Raw genomic sequence first — 14,433 nt, 5'->3', positions numbered from 1 at the left:
GCTCCGGTATGCCGGTCCAGACCTTGGTGTCGTCCAGTGCGTTGAAGTCGAACTTGGCCAGGTCTTTGGGCTGCAGCACCTGGATATAGAGATCCCACTTCGGATAATCGCCCGCCTTGATCGCGCCATACAGATCATCGGTCATGTGGTTCCAGTCCGCACCAATGGATGTGGCGATGTCCTGCGGGCGGATGCCATGGATGCCCTGCTCGCTCTTCCAGTGGAACTTCACGTAGTGCACCTCGCCCCTGGCATTGACCAGCTTGAACGCATGCACGCCAAAGCCGTCCATGTGTCGATAGCTGTCCGGCATGCCTTCATCCGTATACAGGTGGGTCAACATCGACGTCGCTTCCGGCGTATGCGCAAAGAAATCGAACGCCAGGTTGGCATCCTGCACGCCCGTTACCGCACTCGGTTTGTTGGCATGCACGAAGTCCGGGAATTTGATCGCGTCGCGAATAAAGAAGATCGGCCAGTTGATGCCGACCAGGTCCCAGTTGCCCTGCTGTGTGTAGAACTTGGTGGCAAAGCCGCGCGGATCGCGCGCCTGCTCGGGTGAGCCGCGATAGCCCATCACGGTGGAGAAACGAACGAAGACTGGCGTGCTGGTGCCGGGCTTGAACACGACGGCCTTGCTCAGATCGGAAATATCGGCCGTCGGCTCAAAAACGCCAAACGCACCGGTGCCGCGCGCATGCACCACACGCTCGGGAATGCGCTCGCGATCGAAGCGCTGCAACTTTTCGATCAGCCGGGAATCCTGCAGCAATGTGGGGCCATTCGGACCGGCCGTCTGCGAATTCTGGTTATCGCCCACTGGCGCGCCGGCATTGGTCGTGAGAGATGCTGCTTGTGCATGCAGGCCTATGACCATGCACAGCGACATGGCAAGTGTTGAATAACGCGCAAAGCTTTTTATGGTTTTCATGGATGACTCCTCGAGTGTGTGAGGTACGCAACAGCCGGCGTATTTCCACTGATGAGTCTGCGTGCGTCTAATCGTTTGTTCGGATCATGTCGATAGGGGATTTCTATATCGGTGTCCATGGTGGTGGATTGGGCAGATGCACACATCGCGACGCTGAAAAAATCACACGCACGGTAAACCGTCATGCCTGCGGAAACAGGAATGACGGCAAAGACAGATGCAGCACGTCGCCGAAGCTAACCGCCTGCCATTACCCAGCTCGCCGGCTCAGCGCTGACCGGAAGCGCATGCGTCAACGGCAGCCCTAGCGTGCGCCACACGGATACCATCGCCTGCGCCAAGGCATCCACCAGCGCTTGATCGTGAAACGGTCCCGGCGTAATCCGCAGGCGCTCGGTGCCACGCGGCACGGTCGGATAGTTGATCGGCTGGAGATAAATGCCGTGCTGTTCCCGCAGCAGATCGCTGGCCCGTTTGCATAGATCCGCATCGCCCACCATCACCGGAACGATATGCGTGTCGGTCACCATCACCGGCAACCCGGCCGCCTGCAGCGCCTTGCGCGTAGCCGCCACGGCAACTTGCTGGCCGGTGCGCTCGGCTTGCGACACTTTCAGGTGCGCAATCGATGCCGTTGCCGCGGCGGCCATGGCCGGTGGCAATGCGGTGGTGAAAATAAAACCTGGCGCATGCGAACGTACCGCGTCCACTACCGCGCGCTTGCCGGCGATATAGCCGCCGAGCGTGCCGTAGGCCTTGGCGAGTGTACCTTCGATCACATCGATGCGATCCATCAGACCTTCGCGCTCGGCGATGCCCGCACCGCGCGGGCCGTACATGCCGACTGCGTGCACTTCATCGATGTAGGTCATCGCGTTATAGCGCTCAGCCAACGCGCAGATGCCGGCGATCGGCGCGATATCCCCATCCATGGAATACACGCTTTCGAACACGATCAGCTTGGGCCGGTTGCCCGCGCGGGCGAGCAGCTCTTCCAGGTGCGCCAGATCATTGTGGCGCCAGATCAGCTTGTCGCTGCCGGCGGCGCGTACGCCTTCGATCATCGAGTTGTGATTGAGCGCATCGGACAGGATCAGACAATCGGGCAGCAGCTTCGCCAGCGTGGAAATGCCGGCCAGGTTGGAGACGTAGCCGGAGGTGAAAACCAGCGCCGCCTCCTTGCCGTGCAGATCAGCCAGTTCGTGCTCCAGCGCCACGATGGCGCGATGCGTACCGGAAATGTTGCGCGTCCCGCCGGCGCCTGCGCCCATGCTTTGCGCCGCCTCGGTCAAGGCATGCACCACGGCGGGGTGCTGGCCCATGCCGAGGTAGTCGTTGGAACACCAGATCACGATTTCGCGCGGGCCATCCCGCCCCTCCCACGTCGCATGAGGAAAGCGGCCCGTCTGTCGTTCCAGGGTGGCGAAGACCCGGTAGCGGCGCTCCTGCTTCAGCGTATCCAGCGTGGATTGGAAATGGGCGAGGTAGTCGATCATGGCAATCCCTGGAACAGCTCCGGTCGCCGGCAGGCGAGGGTTACCGTGATCGTACGGAAGACGCAGGCCTGGTTGAAATTGAAAAATATGTTGGACGTCATAGAGGTTGCCTATAGCCAGGCAAGGACGCGCCCCCCCCCCGCAAGCAAGCACCATTCCAGGTTGCCCGTCTAGACGGCTATTGCAGAAATCCAAAAAACAGGCATACGCTGGCGCCGCATCCCACGATCCCCCCGTGTCCCCACACGGCGTGCCGGATGCCTACAACCACATCGTCGTCAGGAGGTCGTCTTATGTCGTCCGCAGGCCTGGCAGTCGTTCGTCGTGCGCATCATCCGGACATGGTGCGCGTGGCTGCGCTCAGCGTAGCCATCTCTCTCAACCTTGTCGCACTGATCTTCGCCATGCGTCCGTTGGCACCGCAGTTTGCCGCGGTGGTGGCATCGCCACCGCCTACCACCATACGCGTCATTGCCCAACCGCCACCGGCGCCCCCACCGCCGCCCATCGTGCTCAAGGCGTTGCCGAAAATCGTACCCATAACGGCCCCCGTACACGTGCCGGTGGTGCGTGAGCAACACCTGCTCCCGCCGGCCGCCGACGCACCACCCACGACAGAACCCTCGCACAACGCCCTGCCCGCCACGCCACCGAGCGTCGCGCCGCCAGCCACCATCGCGCCCGGCGTGGTGTCGCTGGCCTATCGCTCGGCGCCGGTGCGCTTCCCCGTGCAAGCCTTGCGCGCGCGCATGCAAGGCACGGTGCTGCTGCGCGTCTTGGTGGATGAAAACGGCAAGCCGGTCGATGTGATCGTCGATCGCAGCAGCGGCCATCCACTGCTGGACAAGAGTGCGCGCGAGCAAGTGTTGGCGGGCTGGACATTCCAGCCGGCGGTGATCAACGGCCACGCAGTCAAGGCCTGGGCACAAGTACCTGTCAGCTTCGTGTTGCAGGATATGTAGCGGCAGGAAACAAACATGCGGGAGCAGGGAATGGGCAAGCCGGCACACAGGTGCCGGCACTATTCCCTATTCCTGTTTCCGTCGTTCAGCGCGACACCTGCGTCACCGCCGGCTTGCGTGCCAGATGCACGATCGTCCATATCAGCCCGAACAACAGCAGCGCCGGCAGCATGACCGGCAACAGCGACAAGGCGATCACCGGCAGCACCAGCAACATCACTACGCCGCCAATCACAATGCCAACCGCGCCGGCAAGCAAACTGAACAAGCCGCCGATCAGACCAAAGGTGAGCTTGAAGACAAGCCCCACCAGCGAGCCGACCAGCCACAGCCCGCCTATCACCAGAAAGATCACCATCAGCTCGATCATGTCCGTTCCTCCGACGTCGGTGCGTGTTCGATGCGTTTCGTCCGACAAAGGTTTAATTGTCCGCAAAGCTCGCAAGGCTGCGCGCATGACTGGAACCTGGCGACCAGCTTAGGCCGGTGCGCGCCACTCTTCATGCCTCGGAAGTCATGCAGTTCATCTAAACCGGCTCTTACGACCATTTAACGGTGCGCATGCTCCACTGCCAAACATCTCCGGTCTGCTTACGAGTCCCATGCGTACATACCGAAACAGTCTTAAAAACTTGCGTGATATTGCGCTCGCATATTCGCTGGAAAAGAGTCCGGATCTCGCTTCGCTGTCGCGCGAACTCGGCGCGATTGTGCATCGCGAGGCGCGTGCGCTGGGCCATGGCCTGTCCGATTTGCGCACGCACAACCGCGGCCTGGAACGCTGGCTGCTTGCTCGTCGTGGCCATCCCGGCGTCAGCGTGCTGGTCATGGCATGGCCGCCCGGCTACAGCTCGCCATCGCACGATCATGCGGGCCTGTGGGGCATCGAATTGAGCCTGTACGGCGCGCTCGAAGTGGAATCGTGGACGCGTGCGTCGACCGCCGAACCGTGGCAATTGCGCGGACGCGACTGGCTCGGTCCCGGCGATGCAACCTGGTTCGATGCGGATCCGCCGTATATGCATCGCTGCCGCAATCTTTCGCGGCAGGAAACGGCACTGACCTTGCACGTGTACGGTGGCGATCTCGAAGACTACGCCGCCTACGAGCAGATCGAAGCGGAGCCGCGCTGGCTGAGCTTGCCGCAGCGCGCTCGCATCACCGGCCCGCTTCGCCTCTGACATCCACTACAAGATCGATCACCCATAAAGGAGTGACATGTTTCGACGCGTCGCCATCATCGGCGGCGGCGCCGCGGGAGCCACACTGCTTAGCGAATTGCTGGAGCGCTCCACGCCGCAGCCCCTGCATCTGGACTGGTATACCGGCGGCGGCACGCCCAGTCGCGGCATGGCTTATGGCACGCGTTCGGAACGTCACCTGCTGAACGTACGCGCGGCCTCCATGGGCATGTTCGCCAACCGTCCCAACGGTTTCCTGGAATACATGCAAAAACGCAACCCGGACATCGCCGGCACCGATTTCCTGCCGCGATGCTGGTACGGCGAATACCTCGAGGCCGAAACCGCCAACGCGCTTGCGCGCGCCAAGAGCAATGGCCACGACGTGCGCATCGTGCCGTACGCCGTGGATGCGATGGTGCCCGAAAACGATGGCGTCACCCTGTTCCAGGGCGAAAGCACCACGCGCGTCGAAGCCGCCGTGCTTGCGCTGGGCACGCTGCCGCCGCGCCCGCTTCCACAAGTGGATGACGCGTTGCTCGCCAGCGGGCGCTACGCCACCCAGCCATGGTCCTTGCTGGCCGACGCCAAGCCGGATACGCAGGCTTACCACGTGACGGTGATCGGCCTGGGCTTGACCGCCGTGGACGTGATCATCGAGCTGGCGGCGCTGTGGCCGCATGCGCGCTTCACCGCCCTCTCGCGCCACGGCCTGCTGCCGGAAGTGCACCAGGCGAGCGCCTCGTTGCCGTACGAAGACAGCGAAGAACTGGTCGAAGCGATGCGCGATGCGCCGGACATCCGCACCTGGATGCACCTGCTGCGCGACGCCATCGCCCATACCGACGATTGGCGCCGCGTAATCGACAGCCTGCGCCCGCATACCCAGCAACTGTGGCAGTTGCTGCCGCAGGCCGACCGCGCGCGTTTCCTGCGCCACGCGCGCTGGGCGTGGGAACGCTCGCGCCATCGCCTGCCGCAGCAAGTGGCGCAGTCCATCGCCGCGCTGGAACGAGAAGGCCGCCTGCAGCGGCTGAGCGGTCACCTGCACCGCGCAACACTTGGCGAATCCGGCCCGCAACTCACGTACCTGTCGCGGCACGAAAGCCGGGAGCAAACATTCACGGCGGATCTGATCGTGCAAAGCACCGGCCTGGACAACGACATCCGCAGCACGCAGCACACCTTGCTGCAGCAGCTGGTCACCAACGGCCACATCCGGCCCGACCCGTTCGGCCTGGGCATCCAGGCCACGCCGGACGGCCGCCTGCTGCACAACGGCAGCGCATGGCCACGGCTGTTCGCCATCGGCAGCATGCTGCGCGGCACCTTGTGGGAATCCACGGCGATGCCGGAGGTGCGGCAGCAGGCACGGCACTTGGCGGATCGCTGGCTGGCGGGGTGATGGCGCATGCGATGACGTAGGTTGGGGTGAGGCGCAGCCGAACCCCAACAAGGCATGCCGCATCGGGAGACGTTGGGGTTCGCGTTCCGCTCACCCCAACCTACGCCGCTCCGTGCGAATGCGGACAGAGTACCGATACCCCGCGGCTCATGCTCTACTTCACGCCCATGACCCTGCCGGAACTCATCCTGCTGCTCGCCGTGCTGCTGCATGCCATCGGCATCGTCGCCGCCATGCACGCGGTGATAAACACCCGCACCCCGCAAGGTGCGTTTGCATGGGCGTTGGGATTATCACTGCTGCCCTACGTCACCTTGCTGCCGTACCTCTATCTCGGCCGTAGCCATTTCCAGGGATATGTCACATTGCATCGCGTGCATCGCCAACGCCTGTCGCAGGCTGCGCAGCGTGGCGAGCGCAATGGCGTACCGCCATCGTGCAGCCGCTACAGCGCGCTGGTGCAGATGATGCACGGCACGTTTCATCCCGGTCAGCAGCTGCGGCTGCTGGTCGATGGCGAGGCGGCGTTCGAGGCCATGTTTCAAGCCATCGCGCAGGCGGAAAGCTGCATCCTGCTGCAGTTCTTCATCTTCCACGACGACGGACTCGGACGACGCATGCAACAGGCGCTGCTGGAACGGGCGGCTGCCGGCGTGCGCGTGTTCGTGCTGTTCGACGGCATCGGCAGCCATGCCCTGCCGCGGCACTATGTGGAAACCCTGCGCAGCGGCGGCGTGGCGATCCACCCCTTTGCCACGCGGCGGCGTCCCAACCGTTTCCAGCTCAATTTCCGCAACCATCGCAAAATCGTCGTGGTGGATGGCTGGCTCGGTTTTCTCGGCGGCCTCAACGTGGGCGACGAGTACCTGGGACTGAAGCCGCCGCTGGCGCCGTGGCGCGATACGCACCTGCAACTGGCCGGCCCGGCCGTGGCCGACCTGCAACGCAGCTTTGCCGTGGACTGGCATTGGGTAACCGGCGAACTGCCGCCCATGTTGCCGCCCCGCGCCGCCGAAGGCAGCGCCCATACGCTGATTGCGGCAACCGGTCCAGCCGATCCGCAGGAAACCTGTTCGCTGTTCTTTACCGTCGCGATCAATGCCGCCTGCAAGCGGCTGTGGCTCAGCACCCCCTACTTCGTGCCTGACCAGGCGGTGCTGTCAGCACTGCGCCTGGCCGTGATGCGCGGCGTGGACGTGCGCGTGCTGCTGCCCTCGCGGCCGGATCACCACACCGTGTTTCTTGCCTCCATCCTGCATGCGTATGACGCGATCGACGCTGGTATCCGCATGTATCGCTACCAGCCCGGCTTCATGCACCAGAAAGTGTTGCTGATCGACGACGATACCGCCTGCGTCAGCAGCATGAACCTGGACAACCGTTCGTTCCGGCTCAACTTCGAGATCGGCGCGCTGAACGTGGATCGCGGCTTTGCCGCCGCGGTGGAGCGGATGCTGGTGGAAGACTTCGGCAAGTCGGTGGAAATCACGCGCGACGAATATCGCAAGGCGGCTTATCCGCGCAAGCTCGCCATGCATGTAGCGCGGTTGTTCGATCCGGTGTTGTAGCTAATCGCCACGCAACGCACGCCGCCAATCGCCCCCGCGCAACAGCCAACCCAATCCCGCCCCCACCAGCGCACCCAGCAATTCCCAGAACACGCGCAGCCCGATGCTGTCCGGGTCGTGGACCTGCGCCAGCCGCGCTTTCAGGTATTGCAGGGAGTTCATGGCGGCGTAGTTGAAATAGATCAGGTCCCACATGTCGCCGCTGGCGGTCAGCAGCAGGGACACCAGGAAGGCGATGGCGATCATCCGCAGCGGACTCCAGCCCTGCTTGTGGCCGATGGCGTAAACGACCAGATAAACCAGCAGGGCGACGGCAGCGCTGATGCCGCCCGCCTCCAGGCCGCCCACCAGTCCATAGCCCATCCACGATTGGTCGTAATGCATCAGCCGTTTCCGCATGCCTGAAGTGATCGCTTGCATTATGCCGCCGCTCCGCGGTGGAATCTTGCGATCTCTTCAGCGGACCCACGCATGCATCCCCATGCCGCCCTGATCGTCGTCGACGTGCAACCGGACTTCATGCCCGGCGGCACACTGGCCTGCCACGAAGGCGACACCATCGTGCCCGGCATCGACCGCTTGTTGCGCCAGCGCCTTTTCAAACAGGTGGTGGTCACCCAGGACTGGCACCCGCGCGGGCATATCTCCTTTGCCAGCACGCATGCCGGGAAAAGCGCGTTCGAAACCATCCCGCTGCATGGTCATTCGCAAACCCTGTGGCCGGATCATTGCGTGCAGGACACGCCGGGAGCTGCCCTGCATCCGGGCATCGACTGGTCGCCGGCCGACCTGATCCTGCGCAAGGGCAGCCACCCGGCCGTGGACTCCTATAGCGCGTTCCAGGAAAACCACGGGCCGGACGGCCAGCGTCCCCGCACCGGGCTGGCCGGATGGTTGCGGGAACGCGGCGTAAGCGAGGTGTACGCCGTAGGGCTGGCGCGCGACGTGTGTGTGTTGTGGACGGTGCAGGATGCGCTGGAGGCAGGCTTCACGGCCCACGTGATCTGGGATTTGACGCGACCGGTGACGCCCCAAAGCGATGCGGAAACGCGGACGACATTGCAGCGCCTGGGCATTGGCATCCTGGATTCGGCTCGCCTTGCTTGACGCGAGATGATTGTTTGCTCGGACTCCCTCCCCTGGGTAGCAGGGGAGGGTCGGGGTGGGGTTGCCTGGGCTTTAGCGCACCACCGAATGTCGCCGTCATTCGATCGCAAAACGCACATGTCAGCGGCGTGTGGTTCCGACGCTCGCTGCGCTCGCACCCCGCCCTAGCCCTCCCCCCGGATCAAGTCCGGGGCAGGCTCTACTTCGCAGGGGAGGGGACCGTTTGGCGCGATGATCCAGATGGCGCTTTGAGTAGCGTTCTGCATGGCAAGGTTGGGGTTCGCTGGCGCTCACCCCAACCTACGGGTCCGGCTACGCTTCGTCTTCGCCGGCCACACTCACGTGAACATCCTCATCCGCGCCGATCCATACCGACACGCTGATCGGGCGGCAGCACACCTGGCAATCCTCGATGTAGTGTTGATCGCCCGCCGATGGGTCCACCAGGATCTCGATGCGCTCGCCGCAATACGGGCACGCGATGGTGCACGGCGTGAGCATGTCCATGTCAGGCTGCCGCGCGCTCGGCCAGTTGCGCGATCGCCGCGGGAATGGCGGAGGGCGCGTCCACGGTCAGCATGCGCGGCGCATCGGCTTCGCCCAGGCCGTTTTCCAGTTCGTGCTCCCACGTCACGTGATAGGGCATGTGTACACCCCAGCCGCCCAGCCGGATCACCGGCTCGATATCCGAGCGCAGCGAATTGCCCACCATCGCAAATTGCGCCGGCTCCAGCGAGAACTCGCCCAGCACGCGGCGATAGGTGGCGATGTCCTTTTCCGACACGATCTCGATGCGGTGGAACAGGTCGGCCATGCCGGACTGCGTCACCTTTTTTTCCTGGTGGAACAGGTCGCCCTTGGTGATCAGCACGACCGCATGCTGCGCGGCCACGGCGGCGACCGCCTCACGCACGCCCGGCAGCAATTCCACCGGATGCTGCAAGACCGTCTTGCCGATTTCCACCAACGCATGAATGTCGGCGGCGGAAATGCGGCCTTCGGTGATCGCGATGGCGGTTTCCACCATCGACAGCGTCATGCCCTTCGCCCCGTAGCCGAACAGCTTCAGATTGCGCCGCTCGGTCGCCAGCATGCTGGCCTGCACGTGGCTGTCGCCCACGTCCACGTAGCGCCCGATGATGCCGGTGAAGCGTGCGCTGGCCTCGCGGTAATACCCCTCGCTGTGCCAGAGCGTGTCGTCACCGTCGAAGCCGATGAGCTTGAGCATGGACCGTCCTCGAATGGGGCTGGCAAGCTTACCGCGCTCGCCGCGCCGGCGCATGCGCGAGCGCTACAATCGTGCACGGCATCGACAGCGGGGTCATGGGGTATGAACGGCAATCGGGCAGCGTCTTTCTGGCGGCGGGCACGCGTCGTGCGGATCGGTGGACGCCCGTTCGTCTCCCAAGGCTTGAAGGAACACGTCTGGGACGACTTCTACCATCGCGCACTGACCATGAGCTGGCCGGGTTTCTTCGGCCTGGCGGTCAGCGTGTTCCTGATCTTCAATGCGCTGTTCGCCATGATCTACCAGGTCGACCCGAACGGCATCGCCAACCAGTTTCCGAAAGGCTTGGCCGGCGCGTTCTTTTTCAGCGTGGAAACGCTCGCCACGGTGGGCTATGGCGACATGCATCCGCAGTCGGTCTACACGCACGTGGTGGCCACCGCGGAAATCATTTTGGGGATGGGCAATATCGCCGTGTTCACCGGCCTGATCTTCGCGCGCTTCTCGCGCCCGCGCGCCAAGATCATGTTCGGCAAGCATCCCATCGTCCGCATGATCGACGGCAAGCAGACGCTGATGCTGCGCGCTGCCAACATGCGGCAGAACCTGATCGCACAGGCCTCGGCCCAATTGCACCTGCTGCGCCTGCATGCATCGCCGGAAGGCTTTCAATTGCGCCGCATCGAAGACATGGCGCTGGTGCGCAACCAGCATCCGATCTTCATGTTGAGCTGGAACGTCATGCATGTGATCGACGAGAACAGCCCGCTCTACAACGTTCCACTGGAAAACCTCGAAGCCGGCGAAGCCGCGCTGCTGCTCACCATTGAGGGCATCGACGAAACCACCTCGCAATCGATGATGGCGCGCCACCAATGGAGCATCAAGGAAGTGCGCTGGAATCACCGCTATGCCGATCTGGTACACAAGGACAGCGATGGTGTCAGCATCATCGACTACAACGTCTTCCATGACGTGTTGCCGTTGGATGAGGAAGAGCAGCAGTTGAGCTGATGGGGAGCCGGCCGGGCTTGCCTGGGTCGTGACGACGGCGAGGTGCGTCAAACCTCATCGCCACGATCGCCCGGCGCAGGACATCACGCCCCTACGCGCTGTCGCTCCGCATCAATATCCTTCACCGGCCGCACCTCGATACAGCCGGTGGCCGCCCACGGAAAACTCTGCGCAATGCGCACGGCCTCATCGATATCCTTCGCCTCGATCAGGTTGAATCCACCCAGGTATTCGCGCGCTTCCGCATAAGGCCCGTCGATCACGGTGGTGCGGTTGTTGCGCACGCGCACCGTCTTGGTCTGCGCCGGCGGCTCCAGTTGCATGGAATCGAGCAGATGGCCTTCCGTGCGCAATTCGTCGGCGTGCTTGAAGCAGCCGTTCATCATGGTGTCGAACTGGCCTGGCGGCAGGGTGTCCAGCAGGGAGTCGTCGTTGTAGATCATGACCAGGAATTTCATGGATTTCTCACGCGGGCATGGGGGGCGAAAGGCGGCCGACAGCCGAGGCAGGTTAGGCCAAGCCGGATGTGCGGTCCAGGCCCATTTCAGCAGGGTTTCGGCTCACCGTTCGAGACGCGCCGGGGGTGCCTGTCATATAGTTCGCGCGCCTCTCTGTTGAAATAGCGGCGCCCTTCCGCCGCCCCGTACCCTCCGAGTGACCTGAATGGGAATGCTTAACAACGCCTGGCTCGTGCTGGGATTGATCGGCCAGACGGTGTTTTCTGGCCGTTTTCTGCTGCAATGGATTTACAGCGAATACAAGCGGCGCAGCGTGATTCCGATGGCATTCTGGTACGCCAGCATCGTCGGTGCCCTGCTGCTGCTTTGCTACGCCTGCTACAAGAAAGACCCGGTATTCATCGTGGCGCAGAGCAGCGGGCTGCTGATCTATCTGCGCAACCTGCAGATGCGCCGGCGTGGCAAGAAAACACCCGCGGCCGAATCCGAATCCTCGGAGCTGGCGTCATGACGCTCGACCACCAGACCCTGTGGATCGGCTTGGGGATGATCGGCCAGTTGCTGTTCGGCGTGCGCTTCCTGGTGCAATGGCTATACAGCGAAGCGCGCGGGCAGAGCCTGATCCCGCCCGCGTTCTGGTACCTGAGCGTGGCCGGCGGCGCGATCGTGCTGAGCTATGCCATCCACCAGCGCGAGGTCGTCTTCATCATCGGCGAATCAGTCACCCTGGTGATTTTCCTGCGCAACTTGATCATGTTGCGCAAGCAGCCCGAATCGGACTGACGCCCCGCATCATGCGCCTGCTGCTCTGCTTCGCCGTCCTGGCCTGGTCGACCGCCACAGCAGGCACCACCGCTTCCTTCGATGTTCGTCCCGAACAGGCGCTGCTCGCGCGCCTGCTGCCGCACCAGGCGCAGCAATTCGAACTCGGCACGCTGCCAACGGCAAACGGCCACGAGCGTTTCCGCATCGCCGGCGGCAACGGCCATATCCAGGTGGCGGGCAGCACGCCCAGCGCGTTGCTGTTCGGCGTCAACTGGTATCTCAAATACGTCGCGCACGTGCAGATCTCGCCCAATGGCGATCGCGTCAGCGACGCGCCGTTTCCGTTGCCGACGACGGCCATCGACAAGGAAACGCCCTACCCTTATCGCTACGCACTCAACGAGAACGTCGACGGCTACACCGCGCCCTACTGGGATTGGCCGCGCTGGCAACGCGAGATCGACGTGCTGGCGCTGTCCGGCATCAATGCGGTGCTGATCGAGCGCGGCACGGATAGCGTGCTGTACCAGACCTTTCGCGACGTCGGCTATGCGGATCAGGACATCCGCGACTGGATCACCCAGCCCGCGCACCAGAACTGGCAGCTGATGGGCAACCTGTGCTGCTTCAACGGGCCGATCAGCACGGCGCTGATGCACAAGCGTGCCGCTTCCGCACAGAAGATCATCGCGCGCCTGCGCCAGCTCGGCATCACACCGGTGCTGCCTGGTTTCTATGGCATCGTGCCGGCCGATTTCCAACGCCGGTTTCCGCAGGCCCACGTCGTGCCGCAGGGCGAGTGGGCCGGTTTCACGCGGCCGGGCTGGCTCGATCCGCGCGATCCCATGTTCGCCAAACTGGCCGCCGCGTTTTACCGCCATCAACGCGAGCTGTTCGGCGACAGCAGCATCTACGACATGGAAGTGTTCCAGGAAGGCGGCGATGCCGGCGACGTGCCGGTGCCGCAAGCCGCGCGCGACGTGCAGAATGCCCTGCGCACGGCGCATCCGGGTGCGCGCTGGATGATGCTCGCCTGGCAGGGCAATCCGCGCCAGGATCTGCTCGCCGGCGTCGACCGGAACGACCTGCTGATCATCGACATCGATCACGACCGCGTACCGCGCGATAACCGCCAAAAGGATTTCCAGGGTGCACCGTTCCTGTTCGGCGGCATCTGGGAGTTCGGCGGGCGCACCACGCTTGGCGCAAACATCCGCAACATCACCGAACGACTGCAGCGCCTGGGTCGCATCAACCACAACATGGCCGGCACGGCGGTGTTCACCGAGGGCATGGATACCAATCCGTTCGCGTTCGACCTCTTTACCGAAATGGCCTGGCGCCATGCGCCAGTCGATCTCGCCGCCTGGACCGCCGATTACGTACGCCGCCGCTACGGCGCGGCCGACCCGCATGCCCTGGCTGCCTGGAACGTGCTGCTGCACACCGCCTACGACATCCACGTCGACCAGGTCGTCTTCAACAGCGAGCGCGACGCGGCGCAGGAATCCCTGTTCAACGCCCAACCCAGCCTCACCGCCAACCGCGCCTCGAACTGGTCGCCCGAAGCGATGCGCTACAGCGCACAGGCATTCAAGCAGGCGCTACCCGAGCTGCTGCAAGTCGCCCCCGCCCTGCGCAACAGCGAAACCTATCAATACGACCTGGTGGACGTCGCCCGCCAGACCCTGGCCAACGAAAGCCGCCTGCTGCTGCCGCAGATCAAGGACGCTTACGACACCAAAAGCCGTCCGCGTTTCGAGGCGCTCACGCAACGCTGGCTGCAACTGATGGACCTGCAAGACCAGTTGCTCGCCACCAACCGCTGCTTCCTGGTCGGCCACTGGCTGGCGCCAGTGCAACCATGGGCCAGCTCGCCCGCGGAACGCGCACGGCTCGACTACGACGCCCGCTCCCTGCTCACCACCTGGGGCGAGCGCAAGGCCAGCGAAGGCGCCGCCTTGCACGATTATGGCAACAAGGATTGGGCAGGACTCACGCGCGATTATTACCGGCTGCGCTGGCAGACCTATTTCTCGACATTGGACCTGGCACTGCGCACTGGCGCACCACCCAAGGCCATCGACTGGTTTGCGATGGGCGAGGCATGGAACCGCGGCACGCAGGTGTATCGCGACGAGCCTGTCGGCAATGCGTACAACGTGGCGACGCGCATCGTTGAAGCGCTGCAGCGTGGCGCGCCCGCTCGATGAGCGCGTAGGCCGGAATGCAACCCAAGCGTTGCGAACCCGGGAGAAAGCCGGATTGTCACTCCCACCCGTGCGATAGCAGTCACCTACCTAGGGATGCCATGCAGC

General features: G+C 63.6%; 16 protein-coding genes. 9 read left to right on the top strand and 7 right to left on the bottom strand.

Features of this window, described 5'->3' with window-relative positions; translation table 11 throughout:
- On the bottom strand, nt 1-889 hold an 889-nt coding region (locus tag VMA74_RS06445; protein ID WP_325365816.1), incomplete at its 3' end, for a catalase.
- A 278-nt stretch (nt 890-1,167) separates the two neighbouring features.
- The gene (gene hemA / locus VMA74_RS06440) at nt 1,168-2,427 is read right to left on the bottom strand and encodes a 5-aminolevulinate synthase (protein ID WP_325365814.1); all 1,260 of its coding nucleotides are present in this window, start codon (nt 2,425-2,427) and stop codon (nt 1,168-1,170) included.
- Nucleotides 2,428-2,720: 293 nt separating this feature from the next.
- Here hemA and VMA74_RS06435 point away from each other — a divergent pair, with 293 nt between their 5' ends.
- Nucleotides 2,721-3,389 carry an energy transducer TonB gene (locus VMA74_RS06435; protein WP_325365813.1) on the top strand — a complete coding sequence of 223 codons (669 nt, stop codon included), beginning with the start codon at nt 2,721-2,723 and terminating at the stop codon, nt 3,387-3,389.
- A gap of 85 nt (nt 3,390-3,474) precedes the next feature.
- Here VMA74_RS06435 and VMA74_RS06430 read toward each other — a convergent pair whose 3' ends face one another.
- Nucleotides 3,475-3,759 carry a hypothetical protein gene (locus VMA74_RS06430; RefSeq protein ID WP_325365812.1) on the bottom strand — a complete coding sequence of 95 codons (285 nt, stop codon included), beginning with the start codon at nt 3,757-3,759 and terminating at the stop codon, nt 3,475-3,477.
- A 232-nt stretch (nt 3,760-3,991) separates the two neighbouring features.
- Here VMA74_RS06430 and VMA74_RS06425 point away from each other — a divergent pair, with 232 nt between their 5' ends.
- The 3 genes from VMA74_RS06425 (at nt 3,992) to cls (ending at nt 7,543) form a co-directional block, all read left to right on the top strand.
- Entirely contained in the window at nt 3,992-4,570 is a 579-nt protein-coding gene (locus VMA74_RS06425) for a cysteine dioxygenase family protein (RefSeq protein WP_325365811.1), read from the top strand.
- A gap of 37 nt (nt 4,571-4,607) precedes the next feature.
- Complete coding sequence (locus tag VMA74_RS06420) at nt 4,608-5,975, top strand: FAD/NAD(P)-binding protein (RefSeq protein WP_325365810.1); 1,368 nt, start codon at nt 4,608-4,610, stop codon at nt 5,973-5,975.
- Nucleotides 5,976-6,124: 149 nt separating this feature from the next.
- On the top strand, nt 6,125-7,543 hold the full coding sequence (gene cls, locus VMA74_RS06415) for a cardiolipin synthase (protein WP_325365809.1): 1,419 nt from the start codon (nt 6,125-6,127) through the stop codon (nt 7,541-7,543).
- Here cls and VMA74_RS06410 read toward each other — a convergent pair whose 3' ends face one another.
- Nucleotides 7,544-7,927 carry a hypothetical protein gene (locus VMA74_RS06410; RefSeq protein WP_325365808.1) on the bottom strand — a complete coding sequence of 128 codons (384 nt, stop codon included), beginning with the start codon at nt 7,925-7,927 and terminating at the stop codon, nt 7,544-7,546.
- Nucleotides 7,928-8,014: 87 nt separating this feature from the next.
- Between VMA74_RS06410 and pncA the strand changes: the two genes are divergently transcribed.
- Nucleotides 8,015-8,650, top strand: coding sequence for a bifunctional nicotinamidase/pyrazinamidase (gene pncA / locus VMA74_RS06405; RefSeq protein ID WP_325365807.1), 636 nt, complete (start codon nt 8,015-8,017; stop codon nt 8,648-8,650).
- Between the two features lie 312 nt (nt 8,651-8,962).
- Here pncA and VMA74_RS06400 read toward each other — a convergent pair whose 3' ends face one another.
- Complete coding sequence (locus VMA74_RS06400) at nt 8,963-9,151, bottom strand: CPXCG motif-containing cysteine-rich protein (protein ID WP_325365815.1); 189 nt, start codon at nt 9,149-9,151, stop codon at nt 8,963-8,965.
- A gap of 7 nt (nt 9,152-9,158) precedes the next feature.
- On the bottom strand, nt 9,159-9,878 hold the full coding sequence (locus tag VMA74_RS06395) for an HAD family hydrolase (protein ID WP_325365806.1): 720 nt from the start codon (nt 9,876-9,878) through the stop codon (nt 9,159-9,161).
- Nucleotides 9,879-9,980: 102 nt separating this feature from the next.
- On the opposite strand from VMA74_RS06395, the gene VMA74_RS06390 reads away from it, so the two are divergent.
- On the top strand, nt 9,981-10,892 hold the full coding sequence (locus VMA74_RS06390; RefSeq protein ID WP_325365805.1) for an ion channel: 912 nt from the start codon (nt 9,981-9,983) through the stop codon (nt 10,890-10,892).
- Nucleotides 10,893-10,975: 83 nt separating this feature from the next.
- On the opposite strand, the gene VMA74_RS06385 is transcribed toward VMA74_RS06390, so the two are convergent.
- Nucleotides 10,976-11,350: a YciI family protein gene (locus VMA74_RS06385; protein ID WP_325365804.1), complete on the bottom strand. Its 375-nt coding sequence runs from the start codon at nt 11,348-11,350 to the stop codon at nt 10,976-10,978.
- A gap of 211 nt (nt 11,351-11,561) precedes the next feature.
- Here VMA74_RS06385 and VMA74_RS06380 point away from each other — a divergent pair, with 211 nt between their 5' ends.
- The 3 genes from VMA74_RS06380 to VMA74_RS06370 are packed head-to-tail and all read left to right on the top strand — an operon-like array spanning nt 11,562 to nt 14,328.
- The gene (locus VMA74_RS06380; RefSeq protein WP_325365803.1) at nt 11,562-11,861 is read left to right on the top strand and encodes a lipid-A-disaccharide synthase N-terminal domain-containing protein; all 300 of its coding nucleotides are present in this window, start codon (nt 11,562-11,564) and stop codon (nt 11,859-11,861) included.
- Nucleotides 11,858-12,133 carry a lipid-A-disaccharide synthase N-terminal domain-containing protein gene (locus VMA74_RS06375; protein WP_325365802.1) on the top strand — a complete coding sequence of 92 codons (276 nt, stop codon included), beginning with the start codon at nt 11,858-11,860 and terminating at the stop codon, nt 12,131-12,133. Before VMA74_RS06380 ends, VMA74_RS06375 begins: the two co-directional genes overlap by 4 nt.
- 11 nt (nt 12,134-12,144) lie before the next feature.
- Nucleotides 12,145-14,328: an alpha-N-acetylglucosaminidase gene (locus VMA74_RS06370; RefSeq protein ID WP_325365801.1), complete on the top strand. Its 2,184-nt coding sequence runs from the start codon at nt 12,145-12,147 to the stop codon at nt 14,326-14,328.
- The last annotated feature ends 105 nt before the right edge of the window (nt 14,329-14,433 follow it).

It is taken from the genome of Dyella sp. (assembly GCF_035508675.1).
Classification (GTDB): Bacteria; Pseudomonadota; Gammaproteobacteria; order Xanthomonadales; family Rhodanobacteraceae; genus Dyella_B.
Note: the sequence above shows the minus strand (reverse complement) of the source record. Positions and strands in the feature narration are given on the sequence as shown.

Excerpts from the sequence above, each read along its gene's own strand:
- hemA (WP_325365814.1), bottom strand. The coding sequence starts at position 2,427 with ATGATCGACTACCTCGCCCATTTCCAATCCACGCTGGATACGCTGAAG.
- VMA74_RS06435 (WP_325365813.1), top strand. The coding sequence starts at position 2,721 with ATGTCGTCCGCAGGCCTGGCAGTCGTTCGTCGTGCGCATCATCCGGAC.
- VMA74_RS06430 (WP_325365812.1), bottom strand. The coding sequence starts at position 3,759 with ATGATCGAGCTGATGGTGATCTTTCTGGTGATAGGCGGGCTGTGGCTG.
- VMA74_RS06425 (WP_325365811.1), top strand. The coding sequence starts at position 3,992 with ATGCGTACATACCGAAACAGTCTTAAAAACTTGCGTGATATTGCGCTC.
- VMA74_RS06420 (WP_325365810.1), top strand. The coding sequence starts at position 4,608 with ATGTTTCGACGCGTCGCCATCATCGGCGGCGGCGCCGCGGGAGCCACA.
- cls (WP_325365809.1), top strand. The coding sequence starts at position 6,125 with ATGCTCTACTTCACGCCCATGACCCTGCCGGAACTCATCCTGCTGCTC.
- VMA74_RS06410 (WP_325365808.1), bottom strand. The coding sequence starts at position 7,927 with ATGCATTACGACCAATCGTGGATGGGCTATGGACTGGTGGGCGGCCTG.
- pncA (WP_325365807.1), top strand. The coding sequence starts at position 8,015 with ATGCATCCCCATGCCGCCCTGATCGTCGTCGACGTGCAACCGGACTTC.
- VMA74_RS06400 (WP_325365815.1), bottom strand. The coding sequence starts at position 9,151 with ATGCTCACGCCGTGCACCATCGCGTGCCCGTATTGCGGCGAGCGCATC.
- VMA74_RS06395 (WP_325365806.1), bottom strand. The coding sequence starts at position 9,878 with ATGCTCAAGCTCATCGGCTTCGACGGTGACGACACGCTCTGGCACAGC.
- VMA74_RS06390 (WP_325365805.1), top strand. The coding sequence starts at position 9,981 with ATGAACGGCAATCGGGCAGCGTCTTTCTGGCGGCGGGCACGCGTCGTG.
- VMA74_RS06385 (WP_325365804.1), bottom strand. The coding sequence starts at position 11,350 with ATGAAATTCCTGGTCATGATCTACAACGACGACTCCCTGCTGGACACC.
- VMA74_RS06380 (WP_325365803.1), top strand. The coding sequence starts at position 11,562 with ATGCTTAACAACGCCTGGCTCGTGCTGGGATTGATCGGCCAGACGGTG.
- VMA74_RS06375 (WP_325365802.1), top strand. The coding sequence starts at position 11,858 with ATGACGCTCGACCACCAGACCCTGTGGATCGGCTTGGGGATGATCGGC.
- VMA74_RS06370 (WP_325365801.1), top strand. The coding sequence starts at position 12,145 with ATGCGCCTGCTGCTCTGCTTCGCCGTCCTGGCCTGGTCGACCGCCACA.